Annotated in this window: 17 protein-coding genes; 6 read left to right on the forward strand and 11 right to left on the reverse strand. The window is 51.3% G+C overall.

Features of this window, described 5'->3' with window-relative positions; translation table 11 throughout:
• Nucleotides 1–27: 27 nt before the first annotated feature.
• The 7 genes from IOQ59_RS14935 to arsC all read right to left on the reverse strand — a co-directional run bounded on the left by IOQ59_RS14935 (nt 28) and on the right by arsC (nt 5,451).
• A complete protein-coding gene (locus IOQ59_RS14935; RefSeq protein ID WP_371871876.1) occupies nt 28–1,080 on the reverse strand; it encodes a lipid A deacylase LpxR family protein in 1,053 nt (350 codons plus the stop codon).
• Nucleotides 1,081–1,091: 11 nt separating this feature from the next.
• Nucleotides 1,092–1,631, reverse strand: coding sequence for a disulfide bond formation protein B (locus IOQ59_RS14940; protein WP_193954186.1), 540 nt, complete (start codon nt 1,629–1,631; stop codon nt 1,092–1,094).
• Nucleotides 1,632–1,954: 323 nt separating this feature from the next.
• Nucleotides 1,955–2,425, reverse strand: a complete 471-nt coding sequence (locus IOQ59_RS14945) for a nucleoside triphosphate pyrophosphohydrolase family protein (RefSeq protein WP_193954187.1) — start codon at nt 2,423–2,425, stop codon at nt 1,955–1,957.
• On the reverse strand, nt 2,422–4,113 hold the full coding sequence (locus tag IOQ59_RS14950) for a SufS family cysteine desulfurase (RefSeq protein ID WP_193954188.1): 1,692 nt from the start codon (nt 4,111–4,113) through the stop codon (nt 2,422–2,424). The genes IOQ59_RS14945 and IOQ59_RS14950 overlap by 4 nt, the downstream gene beginning before the upstream one ends.
• Before the next feature lies 1 nt (nt 4,114).
• Nucleotides 4,115–4,495: a DUF2069 domain-containing protein gene (locus tag IOQ59_RS14955; protein ID WP_193954189.1), complete on the reverse strand. Its 381-nt coding sequence runs from the start codon at nt 4,493–4,495 to the stop codon at nt 4,115–4,117.
• A 5-nt stretch (nt 4,496–4,500) separates the two neighbouring features.
• Nucleotides 4,501–5,100: an NAD(P)H:quinone oxidoreductase gene (gene wrbA / locus IOQ59_RS14960; RefSeq protein WP_193954190.1), complete on the reverse strand. Its 600-nt coding sequence runs from the start codon at nt 5,098–5,100 to the stop codon at nt 4,501–4,503.
• The gene (arsC, locus tag IOQ59_RS14965; RefSeq protein WP_193954191.1) at nt 5,101–5,451 is read right to left on the reverse strand and encodes an arsenate reductase (glutaredoxin); all 351 of its coding nucleotides are present in this window, start codon (nt 5,449–5,451) and stop codon (nt 5,101–5,103) included. It lies immediately after the preceding gene.
• Between the two features lie 101 nt (nt 5,452–5,552).
• Here arsC and IOQ59_RS14970 point away from each other — a divergent pair, with 101 nt between their 5' ends.
• Both IOQ59_RS14970 and IOQ59_RS14975 read left to right on the forward strand, forming a co-directional pair.
• Nucleotides 5,553–6,818 (forward strand): YihY family inner membrane protein, encoded by a 1,266-nt coding sequence (locus IOQ59_RS14970; protein WP_193954192.1) that lies wholly within the window; start codon nt 5,553–5,555, stop codon nt 6,816–6,818.
• Between the two features lie 13 nt (nt 6,819–6,831).
• Complete coding sequence (locus tag IOQ59_RS14975; RefSeq protein ID WP_193954193.1) at nt 6,832–7,107, forward strand: acylphosphatase; 276 nt, start codon at nt 6,832–6,834, stop codon at nt 7,105–7,107.
• A gap of 51 nt (nt 7,108–7,158) precedes the next feature.
• On the opposite strand, the gene IOQ59_RS14980 is transcribed toward IOQ59_RS14975, so the two are convergent.
• Nucleotides 7,159–7,725 (reverse strand): lytic transglycosylase domain-containing protein, encoded by a 567-nt coding sequence (locus tag IOQ59_RS14980; RefSeq protein WP_193954194.1) that lies wholly within the window; start codon nt 7,723–7,725, stop codon nt 7,159–7,161.
• Between the two features lie 116 nt (nt 7,726–7,841).
• Here IOQ59_RS14980 and IOQ59_RS14985 point away from each other — a divergent pair, with 116 nt between their 5' ends.
• On the forward strand, nt 7,842–8,738 hold the full coding sequence (locus tag IOQ59_RS14985) for a sensor domain-containing diguanylate cyclase (RefSeq protein ID WP_193954195.1): 897 nt from the start codon (nt 7,842–7,844) through the stop codon (nt 8,736–8,738).
• Nucleotides 8,739–8,890: 152 nt separating this feature from the next.
• On the opposite strand, the gene IOQ59_RS14990 is transcribed toward IOQ59_RS14985, so the two are convergent.
• Both IOQ59_RS14990 and rarD read right to left on the reverse strand, forming a co-directional pair.
• Nucleotides 8,891–10,456 carry a methyl-accepting chemotaxis protein gene (locus IOQ59_RS14990; protein WP_193954196.1) on the reverse strand — a complete coding sequence of 522 codons (1,566 nt, stop codon included), beginning with the start codon at nt 10,454–10,456 and terminating at the stop codon, nt 8,891–8,893.
• Nucleotides 10,457–10,757: 301 nt separating this feature from the next.
• Nucleotides 10,758–11,663 carry an EamA family transporter RarD gene (gene rarD, locus IOQ59_RS14995; RefSeq protein WP_193954197.1) on the reverse strand — a complete coding sequence of 302 codons (906 nt, stop codon included), beginning with the start codon at nt 11,661–11,663 and terminating at the stop codon, nt 10,758–10,760.
• Between rarD and IOQ59_RS15000 the strand changes: the two genes are divergently transcribed.
• Complete coding sequence (locus IOQ59_RS15000; RefSeq protein ID WP_193954198.1) at nt 11,655–11,849, forward strand: hypothetical protein; 195 nt, start codon at nt 11,655–11,657, stop codon at nt 11,847–11,849. The two genes, rarD and IOQ59_RS15000, sit on opposite strands and share 9 nt — an antisense overlap.
• Nucleotides 11,850–12,029: 180 nt before the next feature.
• Here IOQ59_RS15000 and IOQ59_RS15005 read toward each other — a convergent pair whose 3' ends face one another.
• A complete protein-coding gene (locus tag IOQ59_RS15005) occupies nt 12,030–13,394 on the reverse strand; it encodes an SLC13 family permease (protein ID WP_193954199.1) in 1,365 nt (454 codons plus the stop codon).
• A gap of 100 nt (nt 13,395–13,494) precedes the next feature.
• Here IOQ59_RS15005 and IOQ59_RS15010 point away from each other — a divergent pair, with 100 nt between their 5' ends.
• Together IOQ59_RS15010 and rnz are read left to right on the forward strand one after the other, a co-directional pair.
• Nucleotides 13,495–14,298 carry an AraC family transcriptional regulator gene (locus IOQ59_RS15010; protein WP_371871877.1) on the forward strand — a complete coding sequence of 268 codons (804 nt, stop codon included), beginning with the start codon at nt 13,495–13,497 and terminating at the stop codon, nt 14,296–14,298.
• Between the two features lie 15 nt (nt 14,299–14,313).
• Nucleotides 14,314–15,348 carry a ribonuclease Z gene (gene rnz, locus IOQ59_RS15015; RefSeq protein WP_193954200.1) on the forward strand — a complete coding sequence of 345 codons (1,035 nt, stop codon included), beginning with the start codon at nt 14,314–14,316 and terminating at the stop codon, nt 15,346–15,348.
• The last annotated feature ends 5 nt before the right edge of the window (nt 15,349–15,353 follow it).

Raw genomic sequence — 15,353 nt, forward strand, 5'->3', positions numbered from 1 at the left:
AGCGGCTTTTTTGTGCCTACTCAAAGGCTAGAATTCAAAGCTATAGCTCAGAGACATCGCGCCGTAGTTGTGTCCTTCCGGCTGACCTTTGAATTCACGACTGCGGTGTACCCGAGAGAAAGAGAACTTTGCGCCACGGTATAACACTGCCCAGCCCACAATCACTTCCCCTACAAATGGCTCTTTATCGACAGAATAGCTGTCGCTGAATGTGTTGCCGTCTAAGAAGATGTCCTGCAGTACGTAACGGCCATCTGCGGCTATAAACAGGTGTGCCCCAATACTGTTGTCGCGGCTGCTGCTGTTGTAGCGGGCATCCGTCGGGCCTGGTGCGCTGTTATCGCCACCGGGGCGCAGTGCTGAGGTGCCAAAGTCGTCTGGCAGGTGCCAACCCAAGCGAAATTCTGCCCCTGCGTTGGCATAAGTGGCGACATTACCCAAGCTGCCACCGGCGTGAAAGATGGTGTCGTAGGAGAGTACGCCGGTCAGTGGTTTGGGGGCATAACGGTATTTCAGCTCATGGACAAGCTGTAAGCCCAATTCGTTTTCCAGCTGATTATCCCACCCCTGAAACTTATCGAAACCGCGCAGATCATGGATGAAATCCTGAGCTTCCTGCCCCAAAGCCGCGGGCCCGACAATGCCGACGTTTAGCTCGGTCGTACGCAGGATATTCTTACTGCGGCTCTGGTATGCCAGTCCACTGTATAACCAGCCTGCATAGGGACGATCATCGGGATCAATCGTTGTGCGATTGATGTCGTTTGGTGTGTATATCTGTTGACCAAAAGTGATAATCAGATTGCGCTGAACCTTTTCGTTATTTGTGGTTTCGGCATCCAGAAAAGGGAGGTATTGGTTTACACCTAATACCCAACTGGGCAGACAGTCATCCGTGAGGAAGTTATCTACATTTGGAGAGACCAGGGAAACGCGGATACCGTTGGTGTAGTTACGGTCGGTTTCTGTGAACAGGTCGTTATCGAGATAAAAGTTCGCAGTCCATGGATCTTTTTCGTTATCCAGTTTATTGCGGCACTCGCTATCATTTGCGAATGCCGGCATAGCGCTGCCGAGCAAAAGTGCAGCGATCAGCGGAAGAGATCGCGTGGCCGGCGTCGGCTGTTGATCAGTTTCCAGGTGATAACTAACAGAATTGAGAACAGAATCAGGGCCTGTTCCGGAATACTCAGCCCGACAAAGGTCCAATGACTTACGTTGCACTCGCTGGCTCCTCGAAAAATTGAGATCAGTGTTTCAGCAGAGGGCATTGTATCAAAGAGATGATCAACATTGAGTTCACAATTTACAACTGTTGATGAGTTGATCAGTTGCTGATGAATCCAGACATGTTTTAGTGTCGTCGCGATTCCTGTAAGAGTCAGCAGGAAACCCACAACGCCGTAAAAGCGCTGACCTGTGCGGCCGGGATTGTGAAGGTAAGCGAGAAGAAAGATTGATGCAACCGACAAGGTGATCAACTGGGTTAATGAACAAAGAATACACGGCTCAAGAGCCAACTGTTCCTGTAGATAGGCGGTGGTGAAGGTTATCGCACTTGCGCAGACAATAAACCCCAGGCCATTCAGGCGTCGATAGTTGTACTTCGTTGTACCGACAAAACCACTCATGGAAGACATCCAGTTTATTTATTATGTACTGTCCGTATATTCGGACTTTATCAAAAAACCACTGTTTGATTCTCGATCAGTGGTTTTGAACCCTGTGTAACAAAATTTTCTAGGCCGAAATCATACTGGCCAAGTGTTTATGTTTTTTGAACGCTTGGTGTATGAGCTTATCTTTTTAAAGAATATGACATAAAGTTAACGTGGATTATTTGGTGTAGTCAACGGATAACAATTAAACGTTTGATTTAAGTCGGCGTGATGAACATGCATAAAAAAGGCCTCAATTAGAGGCCTTTTTTTACGAACGGGTTAACTTAAATTCCTTAGCCCAGCTTTGGCTCATGCCAGTTGATGTTTTTCAGGAACTTATGAGCTGGGTAGAACTTACTGTCTTTACCGTTTTGATCTTTAGCGGATTTTATAAAGGCTTTTGGTAATTCGCCTCCGGCATAGACTTCGATACCAACCTCGTTTTCGTAGTAGGCCAGTGTTTGGGCAATTTCGTCTTCCGTTTTACACAGTTTCGAGAGGTTGCTCTCCTGTACGGCAGCCATATCAGCGTCTGCGTCGATACCCAGGATATGTGCCATGCCGTAGGTTGTTACCAAAACGTCGGCGATTGCATCACGTACTTCGGTGACATCCTGTTTTTCGATACCTTCAACCAACTCGGCCAGTTCTTCCTGAATAAGGTGCAGTTGTTTCGCTGCTTTTTCCCAGTTTGGTGTTCCGTATTCACCTTTCTGGTTGCCAAAAACAGTGTTCAGAAAAGATACGTCGGTAAAGTTGCTCATTGAAGCTCCTGTGCATTTGAGTCGACAGCGACCTGTCGGATTTTCTCAACAATTGCCCGCAGGCCATTTCCCCGAGAAGGGCTCAGGTGGCGTTGCAGATCCAGTTGATCAAAGTAGTTGTTAATATCGAAAGATTGAATTTGTCCGGCACTTTGGTGGTTATACGCCGCCAGCACTAATGCAATCAGGCCACGAATGACGCGGGCATCTGAATCCGCCTGAAAATGAAAGATACCGTTGTTATCTTTCTTAAATGCGAGCCATGTCTGGCTTTCGCACCCCTGAATACGGTGTTCTTCAGTTTTAAGGTTATCGGTGAGTTTGGGCAGCTGTTTGCCCAATAACATCAGCTCGCGGTATCGGCTGTTCCAGTCTTTGAGTGGAACCAGTTTCCTTAGCAGATCGTCGGCTTTTATTGTGGAGCCGTAGGGCGAATCGTTGAACGCCAGATCAGCCTGTTCATTGTTGTTGGGGACAGCGACCTGAATATCATTTTCCCGTGCGATCTGATCCAGCGCAGTCGCAAACAGCTCGACTTCAGCCAAGGTGTTATAGAACGCAAAGGATGCTCGCGTCGTGCCATTGATACCCAGTGCTTGCATCAGCGGCATCGCGCAGTGGTGGCCCGTACGGACGGCAATACCCATCTGATCCAGTTGTAAGCCGATATCCTGCTGATGGTGCTTATCCAACTGGAAAGAGATCAGGCTGGCGCTGTGTTTTGGTGCGCCAATGCGGGTGAAGCCGGGTACGTTCTGACAGCACGCCAATGCATGCTGAAAGAGCTGGTGTTCATGCTGATCCAGAGCATGCCGATCCTGCTGGTTGAGCCAGCTTACGGCAGCACTTAAGCCGAGCACGCCACTGATATTGGGTGTGCCTGCTTCAAACTTGAACGGTAATTGGTTGTAGGTTGTACCGCTGAAACTCACCTGCGCAATCATCTCGCCGCCACCTTGCCACGGTGGCATGACGTCCAGCAGTGTTTCTTTGCCCCACAGGACGCCAATACCGGTGGGGGCAAACATCTTGTGTCCGGAGAAGACATAAAAATCACAGCCTATCGCCTGCACATCGATTTGGAAATGCGGCAGTGCCTGTGCGCCATCAATCAGCACCGTGGCATCAACCGCTTTTGCCGCAGCGGTAATCTCGGCAACGGGATTAACGGTGCCGAGTGTATTGCTGACATGGCCAACGGCGACCAGTTTGGTCCGGTCATTAAGCACGTTGCGATAGGCGTCCATATCCAGATCGCCGGTCTCCAGCAATGGGACCACACGAATAATCGCCCCCGTGCGTTCGGCGACCATCTGCCAGGGCACAATATTAGCGTGGTGTTCCAGCGTACTGAGGACGATCTCATCACCGGTGCTTAGGTTGCTAACCCCCCAGCTGTTGGCGACCAGATTGATCGCTTCGGTGGTGCCGCGGGTCCAGATGACTTCACGACTGTGGGCCGCGTTCAGATAGCGAGCCATTGTCTCGCGTGCCTGCTCAAAGCGCAGCGTTGCTTCAGCACTCAGGTGGTGTGAGGCTCTGTGCACATTGGCGTTAGTGGTACGGTAGTAGGCCGCTACAGTATCAATAACCTGACGCGGTTTCTGCGTGGTGGCAGCGTTGTCCAGATAGATAAGTGGCTGGCCGCTGACCTGCTGGGTCAGCAGCGGAAACTGATCGCGAAGCATCTTACTCTTGGTTCAGTTGTTTGTTGTAGCGGCTCTGCCAGCGGGCATACATCATCGCGCTGGTAAACAGTGTCACGATCAGTACACAGGAGATCATACCCAGTGCAAAGGTTTCTGGAATCAATGCTGAGAGCACCGCCGGAATAAAGTAGAGCATCAGGACAAAGCACAACCATGCGTGACCACGTGGATTGCCGCTGATGACCGTTGGAGCAAAGGCCAGCAAAATAGCACTTTTAAACAGCACGATCACCCAGGGATTTGCATCTGGAACAGGCTGTATCACCAAGTGCCAGACAGCAAACAGTGCCAGTAACCCTACGTAACAGGAAACGGTAATCAGGCGGCTCAGGCGCGCCTTGAGACGGTAGTCTTCAGCCATGGTGTTTATTTCTCTATCAGTTTCAGGGCCAGTTCGCCCAGACGTTTGCCCTGTGCACGACAAAGGCTAAGTTCGGTTTCATCCGGTACGTTGTTGTTTTCCCGGCCAGCAACGTGGGTGGCTCCATAAGGCGTGCCACCGCTTTGGGTCGAGAGTAACTCGCTTTCGCTGTAGGGCAGACCCGCAATCACCATGCCGTGGTGAAGCAGTGGCAGCATCATCGAAAGCAGGGTGCTTTCCTGCCCACCGTGCAGGCTGGAGCTGGACGTAAACACCGCAGCGGGCTTGTTGATCAGGCCACCGGAGAGCCAGATCGAACTGGTGCTGTCGATGAAGTACTTCATCGGTGCGGCCATATTGCCGAAACGTGTTGGACTGCCCAATGCTAATCCTGCGCAGTTGACCAGATCTGCTTCGCTGCAATAAGGCGCGCCTTCATCGGGCACCGCTGGCGCTGTACTTTCGCACACGGTGGAGATGGCGGGCACCGTGCGTAAACGTGCTTCAATACCCGCTTGCTCAACGCCGCGGGCGATATGCTGTGCCAGAGTGCGTGTGGCACCCTGACGGCTATAGTACAGAACCAGTACGTAAGGGGCGGACACTTACACGATCTCCAGTACAGACTCCGGTGGGCGACCGATACGGGCAGCGTCACCTTTGATCACGATTGGACGCTCGATCAGGCGAGGGAATTTGATCATTTTAGCGATGATCTGATCGTCATTCAGATTCGTGTCGTCCAGACCGGCTTCTTTGTACTCTGCTTCTTTCTTACGCAGCAAGTCGCGCGCAGAGATACCCAGCTTTGTCAGGACAGATTTTAGCTCTTCGGCACTTGGCGTTTCTTCCAGATATTTAACGATGGCCGGTTCGATACCGCGTTCTTCCAACAGCGCCAGTGTCTGGCGGGATTTGGAACAGCGCGGGTTGTGGTAGATAATCACGTCACTCATTGTTTAATACCGATTTATAATGTTAATGCGATGTTGGGTCAGGGACTGTTAACCTGAGCCCGTATTGTATACGTCTGATCCCGTGCGACAAAGGATACGTCATGCGCCAATTGTTTGATAAACCGATTATCCGCTTTTTGGGATACCTGATTCGCCAGTTTATAGCCAATAAAGGGGTGCTTAATGCGTCAGCCCTGACCTATACCACGCTGTTTGCGGTGGTACCGTTGATGACTGTGTCATACGCAGTATTGGCCGCTGTGCCGTCCTTTCAGGGGGTCGGAGATGAATTGCAGAGTTGGGTGTTCAGTAATTTCGTGCCGGCTACCGGTGCGGTGGTGCAAGATTACCTGAGCAATTTTGCCAGCCAGGCTCGCCAACTGACTGCCGTAGGTGTCGCCGTACTTGCGGTCACTGCAATTATGATGATGAAAAACATTGAGGCTGCGTTCAATCAGGTTTGGCGGGTGACTGAACCGCGTAAAGGGCTCTCCAGTTTTCTGTTGTATTGGGCCATTCTGAGTCTGGGGCCGGTGCTGATTGGTTTAGGTTTAGGTGTTACTTCGTATATTGCGTCGATCTCCGTTGTGTCTGAAGCAACGGAGTTGGTGGGCAAAGCACGTCTGCTTTCTATTCTGCCGATGGTACTCTCCGCTGCGGCTTTCACGCTGTTATATGCGGCGGTACCCAACTGTCGGGTACCGGTAAAAAACGCCTTCTACGGTGGTTTGGTGGTGGCGATCCTGTTTGAGACGGCGAAGCGGGGTTTTGCCCTGTTTGTGACACAGTTTCCCTCCTATGAGCTGATCTACGGGGCGTTTGCGGCCGTACCGTTGTTCCTGCTGTGGATTTTTATCTCCTGGATTATCATTTTGTTAGGTGCTGAGCTGACGCGTTGTTTAACGGTGTATCGGCGTTTGGATGTGTCCAACGGAACATCCGAGCTGCATATCATGGTGGCGGTGATCCATCGTCTGTGGCAGGCACAAGAGAAGGGCGAGTCGATACCGGATCGTATTTTGCTGAAAGAGATACCGGGGCTGGATCAGGGGCGTTGGGATCAGTACGTGCAGATCCTGCTGGAAGGTCAGGTGATCAGTCGCAGTGATGGGGGTGATTTCCTGTTGAGCCGTGATGCGGGGCGTATCTCATTGGATGAGCTCAACGGGTTATTGCCGTGGCCTTTACCGGATACTCCGCAGGCTGAATCAATTGCAGGCTGGGAACGAGGATTAAACAAGCGGCTGAATCGGGTAAGCAGTGAGCGCAAAGAGGCATTGAATATTTCGCTGGAAGCGTTATTTTCAGAGTCGGATCACAATAAACACGTGATCGAAGATTCAGACACAAGCGTCGGACCAAGGTGAGGTAAGAACAACAATGGCGACTATCTGCGTACATGCATTAGTAACAGGGCGGGTGCAGGGTGTCTGGTTTCGCCAGTCTACTCTGGAAGAAGCTGAACGTGCGGGGCTTGTTGGTTGGGTGCGTAACCTGCCCGATGGCAGTGTAGAAGTCATGCTGCAAGGCGAAGAAAAGGCCGTGCATCACGTCGAGGCGTGGTTGGGGCAGGGGCCTGAGCTGGCGACGGTAGCGGATGTTCAGTCTGAGACAGTTGATCTCTCAGAGGATCTCGCGGCGTTCAGTATTATCTGATCGCAGGTGAGGTTAGTCTCACTCTCCCAAACGTTCATAAAAACGGTACTGCTATTCTCTGTACCGTTTTTGGTTTTTATAGACTCTCTCGGGATACCAAACCTTCCCATAAGAACCGTTATAGCGTGCCAGTGCTTCGGTCCAGTCCCCTTTCGCCACTTTCAGGTAATGTTTGAGAATGGTGCACCCGTAACGCAAGTTGGTCTTAATACTAGTCAGATTGTCGTTCGGGCGACCGATCTCTTTCTTCCAAAACGGCATCACCTGCATTAACCCTTGTGCGCCCGCCCGTGAGATTGCAAAGCGGTTAAACAAACTTTCGGTGTGGATGAGTCCCAATACCAGATCGATTGGCAGTTCATGTCGCTGCGCTTCCGCATGGGCAGTACGTAAAATCTCGACACGCTCCAGATCATCTTTCACGTACCGATCAATCCGGCCCGACATATCGACCAGCCAGACCTCAGCAATGTAGCGGTCTTTAAAGCTGTCTGCGGTGGCAAAACTCTTCTTCAGTGCATCGCGTATCTCTGGATCAAAGGTATCGGATGTATTAGCCCAAATGCTCGTCGAGAGCATGAGACAGAAGCAATAACAGGCGATCTTTAGTGTGTGCATGAATAGAAGTATACCCTAGTGATCTAACGGATGAAGGATGACACACCTCAAATGAACATATCTGTGCTATAACTTTCTACCAATGTTTTGTTCGTTTAGATGACGGAGTGTTGCGGATGTCTGAAGACAACAGTCTTGCAGTGACCCAGTTGGATGCGTTGATCTCTACGCTGGAAGAGTCAGTGCTTTTCCTGAATGGAGAAGCCAAAGTTATAAGTTATTCAGTAGGTTCAAACCAGTGGTTAAACCCAATGATTTTGCTGGGGCATGCGGCTAACGAGGTGTTGCCGGAGACCGTAGTAGCATCATTGAACACGGTATTGGATAAAGCCGCGACTGATGGTGTGCAGCAGTTAGAGCAACTGGTACGTCCTGATAGCGCACCGCTGTTGAAAGAGGCGGGCCTGAAGGAGGCGCTCTGGTTGCGTTTGAGCATAGCCCCATCGGGTGATGGCTGGGTGCTGGTCGTAAGAGATGTGAGTGAACAAAAACGACTATCCCGACGGTCTGGTGGCCAGTCTCAGCGTGATATTTTAACCGGTGCGTATAACCGACGTACCTTGATACCGGTGATTGAGCAGGCAGTCGCACAGGCTCAGCGATATGACTGGATATGCTCGATACTGGTGATTGATGTTGATGACCTGACGGCGATCAATACTAAATACGGTTGGGACGCTGGCGATCAGATTCTGCAGCAGATGGTGCGTACATTGGATGCCACCAAGCGGACGGCCGATTTTCTGGCGCGTATCTCTGATGACCGATTAGCACTGTTTTTACCCGAGACTAACCGGGAACAAGCTTTGCTGGCGTCTGAACGGGTTCTGAAAATTGCACGGGATATGGTGATTGAAGTTGATGCAGCAGCCGTACCGTTTACCGTGAGTATCGGGGCAGCGACTCTGAATGGCGTAGAAGATACCTCGGCGCGGATGCTGGATCGGGCGGAAGATAACTTGGCCGTTGCGTCTCAAAGTGGTGGTAATCGTGCGGAAGGTGATGAAGCCTGACGGTTGATCTAAATCCTTTATAAAGCCAGCCTTTCGCTTGTCGTCAGGCTGGCTTTTTTATGTCTGCTCCTTTAAATGCTTCCAGGAGGATGCCTATCGAACAGATGAGGGCATGCTATATCGTCGCTCAAACTCACTAACCTGCACCCGATTCAGGTCGAAAATGCCTGAACTGATGATTTCAGATCTTTCACCAGCAACTGCAGTTCTCTGGATGCCTGTGTGGTTTCATCGGCCGCCGACATGTTGCTTTGGGCGATCTCCCTGATTGAAACTATGTTCTTGCTGATCTCTTCAGATACGGTGCTCTGTTGTTCTGCTGCACTGGCGATCTGCATCGAATGATCGGAGATGCTCGTCATCGATACAACAACCTGGTCAAACGCTTTGCTGGCCTGTACCGCTTGAGAAATCCCGGTTTCTGCCTTGTTGCGGCTTCGTTCCATCGTCGTGGCCGTCGAGTTGACGTGGACCTGAATAGTTTCAATCGTTTTGCGAATATCGTGTGTCGCTTTTTGGGTCCGTTGCGCCAGTGTACGGACCTCATCGGCCACGACCGCAAACCCCCGTCCTTGATCACCGGCACGTGCGGCTTCAATTGCCGCATTCAGGGCCAATAGGTTGGTCTGTTCCGCAATATCGCTGATCATCGTAACGATGTCCCCAATCGCAACGGTTTGCTCACGCAGATGCTCGGATGAATCAGATGCGATGTGCACTTCATCCACGAGGTTTTGCACTGCATTGATCATCTCACTCACCTGTTCTTTGCCATCCTGGGCATCTAATGAGGCCCGTTGTGAGGCATCCGAGGTATGAGATGTGCTGGCGGCAACCTGTGTCGCGGTCGCGGACATCTGGGTGGCGGCAGACGCGAGCATATCGCTTTCACAGTTTTGCTGCTGAATACCGCTGGTGGTTTGTTTTAGTGCACCATCGGTCTGGTTGAGTACGCGACTCAGAATCTCAATGCTGTCTTCCACACGGCCGGTCAATGTTCTTAAGCGGGCACGCATCATCTGAAGGGCCAGTTGAGCGCTGCCGATATCGTCCATACGGTCGGCCATAACCATCTGTGCAAGAGGGTTTTCATACACTTCACTGGTATGCTGACTTAGCAGGACCAACGCACGATATTGGTGATATGAAAAGCCCATGATCATCAACACTGTCAGCAAAATGCCTGGCACACGAAATGCTTCTGCCGAGGGAATAAGAGCCAGTGATAACGTCAACAGGGTTAGTCCAGTGACGCCAATAACGAAGCGCTGAGCCAAATTCGTGGTGCTTCCCGGGGCTTTGATGCGCCCGGATTGAAGTCGGCTATAAATCTGTTCAGCACGTTCAACCTGCTCTCGGGTTGGACGGGTGCGTACGGATTGGTAACCGGTTTTTTGGCCCTGCTCATCGAACAGTGGCATTACATAGGCTTGTACCCAGTAATAATCACCGTCTTTGCAGCGATTTTTAACCATGCCCATCCAGGGTTTGTCATTTTTTAGATGGGACCACAAATCATTAAAGGCGGCCTTAGGCATTTCCGGATGCCTCACAATATTGTGATGTTGGCCGATTAACTCTTCTTCGGTGTAGCCTGCTACGTCACAGAACTCTTTATTGGCGTAGGTGATCTGACCATTGAGGTCAGTCGTGGAAATGAGACGAACGTTGTCCGGATAACTCCTTTCACGTCCTTGGTGCTGATAAGACAAAGACATAACACGGGTCCTTCCTGATAAATAAGTAGGGAGCGCAGTGTCGTTATTATTGTTCGCGCAAAATGTAAGTTAGACGCTCGTTCAACTATTGAATATATTGCGATGCAGTCATTGCACTTTCGTTACAGATGGTAAGAAAAGAAGCACTAATGCGCTTAAATGGGTCGTAACTAACGATTAAAAGCTATAACTCGTAGTGAGTTGTTTTGTTTATAGTACAAAATTGTGCGGGTGCAATATTTGTGGGTGAGTTTCTTTCGATTTCGTTCGAAAGTAGTAAAAACTGGACGTGAACTGTGCGTCAGCGTGGCTTTCTGGCGAAGAGTGCACTGCTGCTAAAGACAAATAATGCGCACCAAATCAGCGCAAAGCTGATCAGCTGATGGATGCCGAAAGGTTCCTCATAGAGGAAGACCGCCAACAAAAAATGCCCCGTTGGTGCCAGATAGGTAAGAAAGCCAATGACTGTCAGGCTCAACCGTTGAGCGGCCGCTGCAAAGGCGAGTAAAGGGAGTGATGTTAGTACGCCCATGGCGATCATACGACCGGCATCGGAACCACTGGATATAAAGTGATCTTGTCCGCTGTCCACTAACCAGAACCAGTAGATTAACGCCACAGGGCACAGTACCAGTGTCTCAATCAATAAGCCGGATAACGTATCAACCGGGGCTTGTTTGCGAATTAGTCCATATATACCAAATGAGCAGGCAAGGACTAAAGAGATCCATGGCAACTCGCCTAGCGCAATGATCTGCCAGAGCACGCCCGTGCCGGCAAGTACCAGAGCGATCTTACGAAGTTTATCCTGCTTCTCTCCAAGGACCAGCGTGCCTAGCAGAACGTTAATAATGGGTGTCAGGAAATAACCGAGGCTGGACGCCAGAACCTGTCCGTCCGTGACCGCATAGATAAACACACCCCAGTTCACCGCGATGAGTATTGCTGATAACCCTAACGTGAACCAGATCCTGGGGTTTTTAAGATGAGGGATACTGTTTTTCCAGCCGCGTATCAGCGTCAATATCAACGCAGTGAACAGGCTGGCCCAGATCACCCGATGCGCTAACACTTCAAGCGGCGGTAAGTCCGACACTTGTTTGAAGAAGAGTGGGAACAGTCCCCAGATGCCGTACGCGAACAGGGCATAGATCAAACCCTGTTGTGCAGCTTTATCGGGCGACTGCGGAGCGGTGTTGTGTGGCATCTGGGACTCAGTATTGGACGAAAAGGCGCCGAGTTTACGCCTTTTCCAATCAAGCTGCACGCTAAGGAACCTGCGAACAAGTCCGAAACACCTCTGGCATTCAGAGCAGTGCGAGATCAAGGCGACGGTTACAGCCATGCTGGTTGCCTGGCGAAAACCGTTAACACAGAGATCGAAATGCTCTGAATGCCCCATTGGGCGGGCGTTAAAACAGCTTTCTGCTTTGTCAGGAAGCTTGAAAAGGACCCGTCATTCCACTGCGCTTCCTTTCGCTCATAAAGCTGTTTTATCGTCCGCAGAGAAAGTCTCGGACTTATTCGCAGGTTCCTCTGGCTTATACGATGGTCTGTTGCAGAAAAGGAACGATCAGATCCAACCTAGCCATTGCCACCAGAGGTAGTCCAACGGTAGCAGTATCAGAATCGTCAGTGTGGCGGATATCAGACAGAAACGGATGGCATGGCGGAGTGGCTCCTTCGACAGCTGCATGGCAACAATTAAGGGTGCTGATTGGTACGGCATCAGGATCGTGGAGAATCCCAGCACTTGTGTCATCAGCACCGCTTTAATTGTCATGCCTGCGTTACTGGCCATTTGGTCGGCAAAGGGCGTAAGTACCGCAGGGACGCCCGGCAATGTTGCCACCAGCGCTGTCATTATGGCGGTGCCGGAGAGTGATGCATAGTTTAGTGCAGGATTGTCCGGATTCAACGGAATCCAGCTGTTCAGTGCATTAGCTAATACGTTGCCCAGTCCGGTGGTATTGATGACCGCTCCAAGCGCCAGAATTCCGGCCAGAAAAGCCATCAGGTTGAAATTCATCTTTTCATTGAAGGTTTTGCTATCCACCAGTCCAACTTTGGGCATTAGTAGGAACAGAGCTGCTGTCATTCCGATCCAGGCGGGTGAGATGTGATGAAGTGAATCGGTAAACCAGAAGGCCAGTGCGGTGCCTAACACCAAAATAAGTTTGCGCTGGCCATGGTTGTCGTTGCTGCTGGTTTGAGGCGCGCTGTGTAGTTGAGGTTTGTCCGGAAACAACAGCAGGATCAATCCGATAATCAACAGTCCTTTTAGCAGGCCAAGTACCGGGAAGTGCAGCAGAAGATATTCAGCGTAGCCTGGGCTGATGCCGTGGATAGTTTCGGCGGCGCCAATAAAGACCATATTGGGTACGTTCGCAGGTAGTACAGCGAACGTTGGCACATGACAACCAAACGCGACGGCCAGCGCTGTCCCTGTACGACCTTTACTACCGGGCATAAAGCCGCAGCTATCCGCAATAGCGATGGCTATTGGCACCAGCAAAACTGCACGGCCTAGTGATGAAGGCATCACAAAGCCTAATAGTACGGAGGCTGTGACAATGCCGAATATCAGGCGGGTGTAGCTGCCGTTTACACGCTGACTTAGTGTCTGGGCAATCCTTCCCCCCAACCCCGTGGTGTTGATCGCCATGCCGAATATGAGACCGGAAAAAATCAGCCACATGGCCGCAGAGCTGAAGCCCGCAAACACAACTTCGGGTGGCGCAACCGCAAATAGGATTGTTGCCAGCATGAAAATGAGTGCGGTGAGATGGTCCGGCAGTAGAGCTGCAGCCCAGAACAGAATCGCAAATAGCACCAGCGCTGCCCCCCAGGCCTGTTCGCTGGTGAGCCCTGCCGGTTGCAGAATGATGATCAATGCGCCGCAAAGTAATGTAATTAGGGCGGTAATAAGCTTTTGCATAGGAAGGCTTTCAGTCCGGTGTAAATCGTATCGATTGCTAAGGTGATCATTCTGAGCCTTAATGTAGAGGTAAACATGCGATAAATAGACAGGTAATGTTGTGAAACGGACAAGAAGACCGCCCAGCGGGATTGGCTCGATTGATGACCCTTTGAGACCGATTCTTGGAATGAGCGGTGTGATGCGAGGTGATGAGGATGTGATCCCACACGCCCATCCGCGTGCTCAGCTGGTGTATGCATCGGTGGGTGCTATACGTGTGAATACGCCCGATGGCACTTGGGTTATTCCGCAGACCCAGGCGGTTTGGGTACCTGGAGGCTTAGAGCATCAGGTCTGTGCGGTGTCTCCGGCGGAGGTGCGTCATCTGTATATTGATCAGCGGCAGTTTCAGGCGTTACCCACACAGTGCAGTGTTTTGGAGGTATCTCCTTTTTTACGTGAGTTGATCCTCCGAGCGGTCAGTCATGGTCGAGAATATCTGCCTGACAGTCCGGCGGCCCATTTGATGGCCGTCATTGGTGATGAGTTGCAGGCGTTGGAGCCTTCGCCTCTTTATCTACCGTCGGCGAATGATCGCAGGGTCATACGGGTCATGGAAAAGCTCAGGGAAGACCCCGCTGACAATCGAGGACAGGAGGATTGGGCAGCGGATGTCGGGGCCAGTGGCCGTACCTTAGGGCGTTTGTTTTTGCGCGAAACCGGGATGAGCTTTGGTCAGTGGCGTCAGCAGTTACGTTTACAGGAGGCTGTAAAGCTATTGGCAGAAGGCAAAGGGGTCACTGAAGTGGCGCTGATTCTGGGCTATCGCAGCCCCAGCGCATTTGTGGCGATGTTTCGTAAAGCGCTAGGGAAACCGCCCAAACAGTATTGTATGGATCCCGTTATGGCCCCGTCAGAATAAAAGGTAACCGATGGTATGCAGATTACATTTTTAGGGACCTCTTCCGGAACGCCGACACGGAGCCGAAATGTGAGTGCCGTCGCGCTCAATCCGGAAGGTAAACGTGACTGGTATCTCATTGATTGTGGTGAAGGGACACAGCACCGTTTGCTGCGGGCTCCGTTGTCTTTGATGAAGCTGCGGGCGATTCTGATCACGCATATGCACGGTGATCATTGCTACGGGTTGCCGGGATTGCTGGCATCCGCTCAGCTGTCGGGGAGAACCGAACCACTGACGTTGATTGGTCCAGCTGCATTGCAGCCGTTTTTGCAGGCAATGATGCAATTTGCAGAGCTCAGCCTGGAGTATGAACTGCACTTTGTGACGGTGGAAAGCCGGCAGCAGGTGTGGGATGAGCAGGGTATGAAGATCAGTTGTTGTCCGTTGTCTCATCGTGTTCCCAGCTATGGATATCGTTTTGAGGAGACAGATGTTGAGCGCACATTACAGGTAGAAAAACTCAAAGAGGAAGGTATTCCTAGTGGACCTCAGTGGCGCGAGTTACAGCAAGGGAAAACGGTGACGCTGAGCGATGGACGGGTATTGGATGGGCAGCAATATTCACAACCTGCCCGTAAAGGACGCGTGGCCGTTATCGGTGGCGACAACGATAAACCCGAGCTGTTGGCGGGGCTCTGCTGTCATGCCGATCTGTTGGTGCATGAAGCAACCTATACGCAGGCGATTGCCGAGAAGGTGGGTTCGGCACCCCAGCATTCGACGGCTGCAGACGTTGCCGCGTTTGCTGAATCCGCCTCGTTGCCACATCTGATTCTGACGCACTTTAGTCCGCGTTACCTTGATAAACCTGCGACTCCGTCAGCCAACGGTCAGCGTAAATATCTGACAATGGATGATCTGCGGCAGGAAGCGATAAAGGAATACGCTGGGCATCTATGTCTCGCGGAGGATCTGGAGCGTTATACGGTGACGCGAGAGGGGCAACTGATGCGTGAAACTTTGCTTAAGAGGGGCAGATCGAAATCACGGGTAGAGCTTGATGATTAAGTAAG

The sequence above is a fragment of the Pontibacterium sinense genome (assembly GCF_015209595.1).
Lineage (GTDB): Bacteria > Pseudomonadota > Gammaproteobacteria > Pseudomonadales > Balneatricaceae > Pontibacterium > Pontibacterium sinense.